At 40.4% G+C, this 11,513-nt stretch carries 11 protein-coding genes; 3 read left to right on the top strand and 8 right to left on the bottom strand.

What is annotated here, in order from left to right; genetic code table 11:
• Positions 1-162 precede the first annotated feature (162 nt).
• Positions 163-1,467, top strand: a complete 1,305-nt coding sequence (locus I6J02_RS17050) for a DEAD/DEAH box helicase (RefSeq protein WP_201679033.1) — start codon at positions 163-165, stop codon at positions 1,465-1,467.
• A 22-nt stretch (positions 1,468-1,489) separates the two neighbouring features.
• On the opposite strand, the gene coaD is transcribed toward I6J02_RS17050, so the two are convergent.
• The 3 genes from coaD to I6J02_RS17035 are packed head-to-tail and all read right to left on the bottom strand — an operon-like array spanning position 1,490 to position 3,301.
• Positions 1,490-1,969: a pantetheine-phosphate adenylyltransferase gene (gene coaD / locus I6J02_RS17045; RefSeq protein ID WP_201679032.1), complete on the bottom strand. Its 480-nt coding sequence runs from the start codon at positions 1,967-1,969 to the stop codon at positions 1,490-1,492.
• Positions 1,970-1,971: 2 nt separating this feature from the next.
• On the bottom strand, positions 1,972-2,517 hold the full coding sequence (gene rsmD, locus I6J02_RS17040; RefSeq protein ID WP_201679031.1) for a 16S rRNA (guanine(966)-N(2))-methyltransferase RsmD: 546 nt from the start codon (positions 2,515-2,517) through the stop codon (positions 1,972-1,974).
• Between the two features lies 1 nt (position 2,518).
• Positions 2,519-3,301 carry a DUF3822 family protein gene (locus I6J02_RS17035; RefSeq protein WP_201679030.1) on the bottom strand — a complete coding sequence of 261 codons (783 nt, stop codon included), beginning with the start codon at positions 3,299-3,301 and terminating at the stop codon, positions 2,519-2,521.
• 94 nt (positions 3,302-3,395) lie between these two features.
• Between I6J02_RS17035 and I6J02_RS17030 the strand changes: the two genes are divergently transcribed.
• Together I6J02_RS17030 and I6J02_RS17025 are read left to right on the top strand one after the other, a co-directional pair.
• Positions 3,396-4,817 carry an ATP-dependent RecD-like DNA helicase gene (locus I6J02_RS17030; RefSeq protein WP_201679029.1) on the top strand — a complete coding sequence of 474 codons (1,422 nt, stop codon included), beginning with the start codon at positions 3,396-3,398 and terminating at the stop codon, positions 4,815-4,817.
• Positions 4,818-4,819: 2 nt separating this feature from the next.
• Complete coding sequence (locus I6J02_RS17025) at positions 4,820-5,386, top strand: hypothetical protein (RefSeq protein ID WP_201679028.1); 567 nt, start codon at positions 4,820-4,822, stop codon at positions 5,384-5,386.
• Here the strand turns inward: I6J02_RS17025 and I6J02_RS17020 are convergent.
• The 5 genes from I6J02_RS17020 to I6J02_RS17000 form a co-directional block, all read right to left on the bottom strand.
• Positions 5,370-6,086 carry a hypothetical protein gene (locus tag I6J02_RS17020; protein ID WP_201679027.1) on the bottom strand — a complete coding sequence of 239 codons (717 nt, stop codon included), beginning with the start codon at positions 6,084-6,086 and terminating at the stop codon, positions 5,370-5,372. The two genes, I6J02_RS17025 and I6J02_RS17020, sit on opposite strands and share 17 nt — an antisense overlap.
• A 26-nt stretch (positions 6,087-6,112) precedes the next feature.
• A complete protein-coding gene (gene ruvB / locus I6J02_RS17015) occupies positions 6,113-7,135 on the bottom strand; it encodes a Holliday junction branch migration DNA helicase RuvB (protein ID WP_002995807.1) in 1,023 nt (340 codons plus the stop codon).
• Positions 7,136-7,165: 30 nt separating this feature from the next.
• Entirely contained in the window at positions 7,166-7,897 is a 732-nt protein-coding gene (locus tag I6J02_RS17010) for a polyprenol monophosphomannose synthase (protein WP_201679026.1), read from the bottom strand.
• 235 nt (positions 7,898-8,132) lie between these two features.
• On the bottom strand, positions 8,133-9,623 hold the full coding sequence (locus I6J02_RS17005; RefSeq protein WP_201679025.1) for a peptide MFS transporter: 1,491 nt from the start codon (positions 9,621-9,623) through the stop codon (positions 8,133-8,135).
• A 57-nt stretch (positions 9,624-9,680) separates the two neighbouring features.
• Positions 9,681-11,465: a peptide MFS transporter gene (locus I6J02_RS17000; RefSeq protein WP_201679024.1), complete on the bottom strand. Its 1,785-nt coding sequence runs from the start codon at positions 11,463-11,465 to the stop codon at positions 9,681-9,683.
• Between the last annotated feature and the right edge of the window lie 48 nt (positions 11,466-11,513).

The following is an 11,513-nucleotide window of genomic DNA, read 5'->3' as shown; positions in this document are numbered from 1 at the left end:
AATTATTAACCTAAATTATGAAAGACCAAATATACCCCGATTTGACCTTATTGTCCAAATTACACGAAGGCTTTAACATAGTTTTAACAGATTTCAGACATATTCCTGACATTATTGTCTTTTCAGCCCTGTAAATCGCTATTTTATCAGTATTTTTGTTACATGCAGATTGAAGCGATATTAAGTAGAATGAACATCTCATCCTTAAATGAGATGCAAAGTGAGGTTGTAAATTCCTTAAAATTAAAACAGGATATTATTTTATTGTCCCCTACCGGAACCGGTAAAACACTGGCATTTCTGCTTGCTGCTTCTTATTCCTTTGATACGACTAAAAAAGGTCCGCAATGTCTTGTTTTAGCTCCTACACGTGAACTTGCTCAGCAAATTGAATCGGTCTCCAAAAAAGTGTTTCATGGTAAACGTGTAGTCTGTTGTTATGGTGGCCATTCAACCCGTGAAGAGCGTACAGCACTCAAACACGCTCCGGATATCATCATCGGTACACCAGGACGTATAGCCTATCATTTACGCAATGAAAACCTGGATACAGCACAGTTGCACGGCCTGATTCTGGATGAATTTGACAAGTCACTGGAATTTGGATTTCAGGAGGATATGTCCTTTATCATTGAACAACTTCCTGTGCTGAAACAGCGTATACTCACATCTGCAACACAAATGGAAGAGATTCCATCTTTCACAGGTATCTCCGATGCAATTACTATCGACTATCTGGACAACAGTGATGCGGCTCCGGATCTGACCATAAAAAAGGTAATCTGCAGACCGAAGGAAAAATTGAGAACATTGTTTAACCTGATTTGTCAGATCGGTAATAAACGTATGCTTATCTTCTGCAATCACAGAGACGCAGTAGATCATATTTCAGAACTGCTGATGGACCGCGAGCTGATCCATGACGCTTTTCACGGAGGAATGGAGCAGGCTGACAGAGAACTCACGCTTCTGAAATTCAGAAATGGCACTTCACAGATTCTGATCACTACAGATCTGGCAGCCAGAGGTCTGGATATTCCGGAGATTGATTCTATTATTCATTATCAGCTTCCTTATAAAGAAGATGCTTTTGTACATCGTAACGGCCGTACCGCACGTATGAAAGCTGCCGGAAATGTATATGTGATCCTGACAACTGACGAAAACTACGCTTATCTTCCGCAAGAAATGGAAGAAGAGATTGTCACAGAAGATCACCCTATGCCTCACAATTCTCCTTTCATGACCTTGCATATAAATGCAGGTAAAAAGGATAAAATAAATAAGATTGATATTGTGGGTTATCTGCTTAAAATTCCGGAAATAGAAAAAGACGATGTAGGAATCATAGAAGTCAAAGAAACAATGGCTTATGTCGCTATAAGGAGGTCAAAAGCTGCCTTTGCCATGAAACAGTCTCAGGTAACGAAGATGAAGAATAAAAAAGTCAAGATCACCCGATCTTAAAACCATTCGGCTAAAGAGCAGACTATCTGCTCTTGTTTTCCATATACGCAATAACTGCGGCTGGTACCATCGAGCTGATATCTCCTTTGTGAAGCGTTACATCACGAACAATAGTAGAGGATATATGTCCCAGACCACTTGTACTCATCAGAAATATAGTATCAATTTCCGCGGCAAGGTGCTTGTTATTCTGGGCAATAGCATATTCAAACTCAAAGTCATTGGTGTTGCGCAGACCGCGTAAAATATAGTTCGCCCCTACCTGCTTGCAGTAATCGACTGTAAGACCTTTGTAAGTCGTTACTTCTACCCGATCGCTGACCTCTGCAAACACCTCTTGAAGTATAGCCACACGGTCATCAGTAGACAACAGCCCCTGCTTGGTACTATTGGTGCCTACTGCTACAATAATCCTGTCAAACAATTCCAACGCACGCAGTACAATATCCTGATGCGCTAAAGTAACGGGATCAAAAGATCCTGGAAAAACAGCTACTTTCATACTTATTCCGGTTTTTGTTTACTATAAAATCCAAAAGATGAGTAACCATATTTGCGTATTTCCAGCAGATATGGTGAATCATCGAGTCGGCGTGTGGAAGGAAACTCCACAACCAACAACCCATTATCTTTCAATAGATTACCCTCAATAATCAAATGTGGAAGTTGAGGTAACTGTGGTATATCATATGGAGGATCTGCAAAGATAATATCAAATTGTTTTTTGCAGGAAGTGATAAATTTAAAAACATCAGCACGCTTTGCCTGTATGGTTTCCATTTTCATCTTTTTGGCTGTATCCTGAATATATTGTACACATTTGAAGTGCAGATCTACAGATTGTACGGACAGCGCACCTCTGGAAGCCAGCTCAAAGCTGATATTGCCTGTACCTGCAAATAAATCCAGACATTCGATTTCGTCAAAATCGAGACGATTCTGTAAAATATTAAACAACGCTTCCTTTGCAATATCTGTAGTAGGCCGGACAGGAAGATTGTTTGGTGGATTCAGGCGGATACCTCCCCATGCGCCCCCGATAATTCTCATACTAATATTCGAATAATGTGTTTAACCCCTGCAGCTGCTGTTGTACCTGTTCATCGGATGAACTGATTTTGATCTTTGCAGTCAATGTTTCTACTCTTTCTGCAAGCTGAGCCAGCCTCTCCCGATAATCCTCTTCCGGTATTTCTCCGGATATCAATAGTTTTTGTACTTTATCTTTAATATGAAAACTACTGAAAATACGTAAGAGGTAATACGTCAGATCTTCAACGCTATATACTTCAAATGTGTTATACAACTGAAATTGTCCGTTGAGAAATACAAATATATCTGCCACCTGATCTCCAAAATGTACACCAATCACCTCGCCCTGTAAGGGAATATGTTGTTGAGCCTGATCCAATATCACCTGAAATTCCGGTATAAACTGTGCTTCCGGGAAAAGTGACTTCCAGCGGTTGTACAGGATGGCATCAAACTGATATACTGCGGTAACTCCACCCAGATTCAATTTCTGATGAAGGGTATTTCCCTGTTGCTCATCCATCAGAAATTGAGTATAATCTTCCAGTGCTTCCTCCTTAAACAGTTCGTTAGGAACAAATACAAGACTCTGGTGGGGTACTACTATCTTTACCCGGACAAAGGGCAGACTCAGCAATTGTAAAGCTGAGGGTTCCGGCTGTTCACTTTCATATTCCATCATCACCTGAACAGTTCCTTTTTCATCCGACACAAGAATAGTATCCGTATGAAATCCGGTTTTGACCAGAAGTGTATAATGGGGCAAATATTGAATATTAAATTGATCTGAAGTATAATTCATGTGCAAAGCTACCTTTCGAAACGGTATAGATTACTATATCTAACAAAATTAGCTTTTACAATTGATATGACAAACCTTTTAGATAACTTTGATTGTGCATATCCAAGATTTACTGATACAAAATTTTCATTGGCCACCTACTCCACAGCAAAAAACAGCATTTTCGCTGTTGGATGAATTTCTGAGTACTTTTGACCGTCAACAGGTCTTTATTCTGAGAGGTTATGCAGGTACAGGTAAAACAGCCATTATCAGTTCCGTTGTAAAAACACTTCCTCAGCTTCGTAAGAAAAGCGTGTTACTGGCTCCTACGGGACGGGCAGCTAAAGTCATGAGTTATTATTCGGGGAGAAAAGCATTTACCATACACAAAAAGATCTACCGCAAAAAGACATCCATTGCCTTCAATATGGATTTTGGGTTGGCAGAAAATTTACATGAAGACACTTTATTTATTGTAGATGAAGCATCTATGATATCCAACGAATCTGTCAATATATTTTCTAAAAGTCTGCTTCATGATCTGATCCGCTATGTACAGGCAGGCAAAAACTGCAGCCTGCTATTTGTAGGAGATACCGCTCAGCTTCCTCCCGTAGGTTTGTTGCAGAGCCCTGCTTTGGATGCGGAATATCTCCGGGATGAATTTTATCTTCATACTTTTGGTTTTGAGCTTACAGATGTAGTAAGGCAGGCAAAATCATCAGGCATTCTGTTTAATGCCACCAAAATAAGACAGGAGATCAAAATAGAAGAAGAAAAAAATGACTACCCTTTTCCGCAGTTCATTACGAAAGGATTCGGCGACATTTTTCAGATGACAGGCGAAAAATTAGTGGAAGGCCTGCATTATGCTTACGATAAATTTGGTCTGGAAAACACCTTGGTTGTATGCAGGTCCAATAAATCTGCAAATCTGTATAATCAGAATATACGAAACCGGATTCTATTCCGTGATGAAGAGCTGACCGGAGGTGATCTGATCATGGTCGTCCGAAATAATTACTACTGGCTTACAGAGAATAACGAACAGAATAACTCCGGATTTATAGCCAATGGAGATATGGCCGAAGTCAGAAAAGTCGGAAACATCCATGAGCAGCACGGATTTCGTTTCGCAGATGTTACCCTGGAATTTTCAGCCAGTGAAGAAGAGGATCCTGTTACCTGCCGGGTTATTCTGGATAGTCTGTATTCGGACTCTCCGAACCTGCCTTATGAACAGCAACAGCAACTTTATGAAGCAATAGCCAGGGATTACGAAGATATCTTCTCCAAAAAAGACCGTATGGAAGCTATCAAAAAAGATCCTTACTATAATGCCTTACAGATCAAGTTTGCCTATGCGATCACCTGCCATAAAGCACAAGGCGGACAATGGGAAGCCGTGTTTGTCGATCAGGGGTATATGAATGATGATATGCTAACAACGGAATTTCTACGATGGCTCTATACGGCACTGACACGTGCTACTAAAGAATTATTTTTGGTAAATTTCAATGAAAAATTCTTTTAGCCATGTCAGAGAAGGATAATATAGAGCTTCAAAAACAAATAAAACGATTTCTGGATGTATTGAAAAGGAACAAACAGGAGCATCTTTCTCCTGTCCAATCCGGAAATATCGATAGCAGAGCGTTATTTAATCTTTGTTTTGATCATTATGAAAGCAATCTCCCTTTACATGCCTCCTGGTTACTGGAAAAATATCTGAAGGCAGAGCGACTTCAACTACAACTCCTGCACACGGACATAATTAGCCGGCTGAATGAAGTTCGTATCGAAGGCAGTCAGCGTATTTTTGGAAATATTATAATCTGTATTTTAGATAAGAAAAGTAATATCCTGCTGAATTCGGATCAGGAGGAAATCATTATAGAAACAATTTTCAACTGGATGATTACTCCTGATAAGGCAGTAGCTGTAGTGGCCAATTGTTTTGAAATTTTATATTATCTGAGCAACAAACATAGCTGGGTTAAAGAAGAGCTTGTTGCTCAGATTGAATACTTTCTCAAAGACGGACCTCCCTCTATACAATCCAGAGGAAGAAAGATTCTGTCTCGTATCAGAAAGAATATCTGACACCTGCTGAATAGAAGGTATACATATCGTTATGCTGGGATTGTACAGGTACGAAACCATCCAGAGCATCATTTTGTCCCATGGAGAACTGAGCATTTAAAACCACGCTGAAGTATCTTCCTGTACGGTTGTTGAAGTTGTACTTGTTTACAGGTATAGCAAAACCGGCATTTGCAACGGGAAATAAAAATGTATTCGTGGTTTTTCCCTGATTATTAGAGACAGTACCATCCGCTTCTATCAACTCTTTAAAATCGCTTTGAATTCCCCCGAATCCCACTCCCAGATAGAAAGAGTTCAACAGAATCTCTGTAGGAGCTGAATATGCAGAAAGCCTTTTATCTGAAAACTGAAATGGAAAAACAGTGACATTTACAAATCCTGCATAATAACCGTTATTAACCCTTCTTTTATTTAACGTATCTGCTGTAGCAGCAGCTTTCAAAGATCCTATCTGTCCTTCCAGTCCGACTAGAATACCTTTATAAATACGGTAATCTGCTTTTAGGTAAAATGCAACAGACATACCGGATTTTGGCAGGTCGCCGTACAGCACAGTTGGTCCTGCACCGGCAGTAATGTGAAATTTATCGTTAGCTTTCTTTGCTCCTCCGATTACAGGAGGACAATCCAGCTGTGCGAAGCTGGCAACAGGAGCACAAAAAATAATCGTAAGCAGGAATATGATATGTCCTTTCATATGGTATAGAGTGTGTATGTGCAAATCTAAAATAATGTATTACCTCTTGAATGATGGATACGTCCCAAATGTTTAAATGCCGCTTCCGTACATTCTCTTCCTCTGGAAGTACGCATCAGATATCCTTCCTGAATCAGGAATGGTTCATATACTTCTTCTATCGTCCCCTCATCTTCTCCCACTGCGGTAGCGATCGTCTTCAGTCCTACCGGTCCGCCTTTAAATTTATCTATGATCGTTGTCAGAATCCGGTTATCCATCTCATCTAACCCATTTTCATCAACATTTAAGGCATTCAGTGCATATTGTGCTATCGCACGATCTATGGAACCGTTTCCTTTAATCTGTGCAAAATCGCGTGTACGGCGCAGCAGCGCATTGGCTATACGTGGAGTACCACGGCTACGGCGTGCGATTTCATATGCTCCTTCATCTGAAATAGGCGTATTAAGAATCGTGGCTGAACGCAACACAATAGTTGTCAGCAATTTTGCGTCGTAATATTGTAACCTTGAATTGATCCCGAAGCGAGCCCTTAAAGGAGCAGTCAGCAACCCCGAACGTGTAGTAGCGCCTACCAGGGTAAACGGATTCAGCGATATCTGCACCGAACGTGCATTAGGCCCCGTTTCCAGCATAATATCGATTTTAAAATCCTCCATAGCTGAATACAGATATTCTTCTACCAGCGGACTGAGACGATGTATCTCATCGATAAACAGAATATCACCTTCTTCCAGATTGGTTAGCAGACCAGCCAGATCACCTGGTTTATCTAATACCGGGCCTGAAGTGATCTTGATGCCCACTCCCATCTCATTGGCAATAATATTGGATAATGTCGTCTTTCCTAATCCCGGAGGGCCATGTAATAACACATGATCTAATGCCTCTCCCCGTAATTTGGCAGCTCTGACAAAGATTGACAGATTTTCAAGTATTTTTTCCTGACCTGTGAAATCTTCAAACGTCTGGGGTCTGAGCACACGCTCCAGATCACGATCCGCAGGATTCAGATGTTCAGGATTGGGGTCAAGGTATTCGTTCATATGTACAATATATAACTTTACGTGCTATTTCTAATTATATTTTTTGAACCAACTGGCTATTTTTAGCTGAATCACACCAAAAAAGGCTTCTCTGAAGATTTTTGTACTCATCTTAGAAGTTCCTTCCGTTCTGTCGGTAAAAATAATAGGCACTTCTACTACATTAAATCCGTATTGCAATGCTGTGAATTTCATTTCTATCTGAAAAGCATATCCGACAAACTTAATTTTATCCAACGGAATCTTTTCAAGTACCCGGCGGCGAAAACAAACAAATCCTGCTGTTGCATCCTGAATCGTTATGCCTGTTATAAACCGGACATAGACGGAAGCAAAATAAGACATCAGCACCCTGCTCATCGGCCAGTTGACGACATTCACTCCCTTCACATAGCGGGATCCGATAGACATGTCTGCTCCATCCATACAACATTGTCTCAGTTTGAGTAAGTCATTAGGATTATGACTGAAATCTGCGTCCATCTCAAATATAAATTCATAGTGACGTCCCAGTCCCCATTTAAATCCATGAATATAAGCTGTTCCCAGACCTAATTTACCTTTCCGCTCTTCCATATGCAGATGATGCGGAAATTCCTGCTGTAATTTTCGCACAATGTCAGCCGTTCCGTCCGGAGATCCGTCATCTACGATCAGAATGTCAAATGCAATGGCTAAAGAAAAGACTTTACGAATGATCTTCTCAATATTTTCTTTCTCATTATAGGTCGGAATGATGACTAAGCTATCTGTCTGTTGCATAAAATAAATTGACGTAAAGGTAGTAATTATCCCTAAAGAATGACGAATATAATACCCCTCCAATTATGCTTTTATCCTATGCGGGACAACAGGGAAAGGTGATTACTGTATTTTCAAAAGCGTGACAGTTACTCATTACTGACTGAAAGAACCTATCTGTATACAAGATAGGTTAAATAAAAAAACGGATCTATTATTACCTAGATCCGTTTCCTTCATTTGTAAATGAAATACACTATTTTACGCCATTCATCAGCTTTTTGACTAAGGGAGAGATGACTATCAGAAGTACACCTGCTCCAAGAGCATAGATCCCAAGTTGTTTATAGCCATCCGTATACGCCAGAAGTTTATCCATTAAAGATGCTTTTTCATCCGGAGCTGTCATACCCGCTCCTAACAATCCGGCAAGATACTGTCCGTAGGCACTTGCCAAAAACCACAACCCCATCATCATCCCCCCAAGGCGTTTAGGAGATAATTTGGTAACCATAGACAACCCTATCGGAGACAGACACAACTCTCCTAAAGTAACGGCAAGATAGGCCAAAGTAAATACGCCCAGAGAAGTTTTTCCGCTGGCATCAGCAAAGAAGCGGGTCGCAAAGAAAATATAATAAGCGACTCCCAGTAATAAGAAGCCAAGCCCGAACTTTACAACAGTATTCGGTTCAACCTTCTTCTTAGACATCGCTAACCATACCAGACCTAATAACGGGCTGAAAGCAATTACGAAAAGAGAATTTGCGCCGTTATTCACCATATTAGGATCTATGCTGAAAAACAGAAGGTCACGATGTAAATTGTTATTTGCAAATAAGGCTAATGACCCTCCTGCCTGTTCAAAAATAGCGAAAAACAGGATGGAGAACATGATCAGAATCAAAGCTGCCAGAAGCTGCTGACGTGCCTTTTTCTCCTTTTCAACCAGCATCTGATAAAAGAAATAAATCAGTGCCAACGGACCGATAATATACATAAACATGTCAGTATATCCGGTATTATGGATCATGATAAAGATTAATGGAATACAGGCTAATGCACCAATGTACACCAATACTTCCTGCACCGTTTTCTTTGCTTTAGGAAGGTGTTCAATAGGACTCGCACCTATTGGTCCCAAATATTTTTTAGTAAGTAAAAAGATAAAGAGTCCGATTACCATGACAATTGCGGCTGCCATAAAAGCCAGATTCCAGGAATGTTCTTTACCAAGCCACACACACAATGCACCACCCAAAAGTGCTCCGACATTGATTCCGGAATAAAAAATTCCGAACCCGGCATCTCTTCTCGGATCTCCCTCTTTGTATAGCTCTCCTACCATAGAAGAAATATTCGGTTTGAAAAATCCTGTTCCGATAATAGTAAGTACTATCCCCAGATAAAAGAAATCATGCGGAGAAACCGCAATTAATGCGTTGCCGGCGATCATCAGTATCGCTCCGAAAATCAGAGAACGTTTGAAACCAAGAATCCGGTCTGCAAAGATCCCTCCTATAAAAGTAAAAGCGTAAACGAAAGCCTGAATAGCTCCATACTTAAGATTTGCCTCTTTATCTGTCAGAAATAACTGATCGACCATAAAGATTGCCAAAACGCCACGCATCCCGTAAAAACAGAAGCGCTCCCACATCTCCACCAGGAATAAGTACCAAAGTTGCTTAGGGTACTTTCCTTCAAAATTCTGAATTTCGGCTAACGTTTGTTGTTTATATTCCTCCATTTTGTATTATGATATATTAAAAAAAGCTTTCCCGGATAAGGAAAGCCTTTAGATTTTTTATTTTACGCCGTGCATAAGTCGTTTAATCAGCGGATTAAGCAACATCACCAGTAGTCCTGCTGCAGCCGGAATAATAGTGAACAGGAAGAAGAAGTGACTCAATGAGTAATTCTCTTTGATAATCTCCACCTGACCTCCCAGAATAGCAGCCAGTTTCTGAGCAATCGCTATCGCCAGATACCATACCCCAAACATAAAGGCCAGCATACGTGCAGGAACTAACTTAGAAACATAAGATAACCCTACCGGAGAAATAAACAACTCGCCTAATGTATGGAACAAATAAGTCAATACCAGAAAGATCATCGATATCTTCACATGCTCGCTGATGCCCAATGAACCTAATCCCAATATTAAAAATCCGATCGCTACCAGTACCAATCCGAAGCCATATTTAAATGCAGCAGAAGGATTGAATTTGGATTCCCAGATTTTAGATACAGAAGATGCTAATGCAATAATGAAGAAAGAGTTAAGTGTAGAGAACCAGGAAACAGTTATCTCTGAAGTTTTGGCTGTAAATTCATTGGTCAGCATCCAGATAGCTGCACCCCAGATCAACACAAAACAAATCAACAAAATAATATTGGAAGGAGCTATTTTTTTCCAGGTTGCTTTTGCCAGCAGAATCAACACCCATGAGATAATGGTCAACGGTACAATTGTAAATAAGGCATTTACAATATTGAAGATTAACAGACTATTGCCTGAAAGCTGTCTGTCAATATGATCACGCGCTACCAGTACCAGAGATGTAGCTCCCTGCTCGAAACTCATAAAGAAGAAGATCAGGAAGAAAGCAAGCAAGATAACGGCAAACATTCTGTCACGCACGATCTTGCCATAGCGCAGAATACGGGATACGATCAGATAAATAAAAGCAATAAGTGCTATAAATATCATCAGGTATTGTCCTCTCAGATAAGAAGTATCAATAAATTCAAAAATATCTACAACCCCGTTTTTGGAAAGCGGATCGTTGAATGCATACATAAAACCTACAACGGTAATAAAGCCGATTAACACCATGTCAAAGGTAGTGTACGGATTGCGTTTACTTTCTTCTTCGCTCTCCTTCGCTTTCTTTTCAGCATCTTCTTTAGCCGACTTATCCAATACCCCCAGGTTACCCATTAGTGGTTTTGCAGCCCAGAACTGAATGGTACCGAGGAACATAAAGATACCTGCCAGTCCAAATCCCCAGTGCCAGCCTACTTTTTCGGCTAAGTAACCACATAGCATCATACCAAAGAATGCTCCGGCATTTACTCCCATGTAGAAAATAGTATATGCACCATCTTTTTTCTCCGGTAAGTGCTTGTACATCTCTCCCAGAATAGAAGGCATATTCGGTTTGAAAAAACCTGTACCGATAATCAGACAGGCCAAACCGGCAAAAAACATATAAGAATTATCAAATGCCATCGCCGCATGCCCCAGGGTCATGACAGCTGCACCTATAATAACTGCTTTACGTGAACCAATGTATTTATCCGCAATGATACCTCCCAGAATAGGAGTCAGATATACCAGCATAGCGTAAGTTCCGTACAAGGCCCCTGCCTGTTCAGCTGTCCAGCCCCATCCGGAAAAAGGACTTCCGAATATAACCGCAGAAGTTAGAAACTGAATCAACAATACGCGCATCCCGTAATACGAGAATCTCTCCCACATTTCTGTAAAGAAAAGAACTAATAATCCGGATGGATGTCCCAACACTGTTGATCCATCTATACCGTCTTTTTCAAGCGTGCCTGAAACGGCACGATTCTGATCATTCATATAAAATTTTAACTTAACAATAGCTACAAAGTTATAAATTTATCTTAT

It is taken from the genome of Sphingobacterium spiritivorum, from assembly GCF_016725325.1.
In the GTDB taxonomy this organism is placed as follows: Bacteria; Bacteroidota; Bacteroidia; order Sphingobacteriales; family Sphingobacteriaceae; genus Sphingobacterium.
Note: the sequence above shows the minus strand (reverse complement) of the source record. Positions and strands in the feature narration are given on the sequence as shown.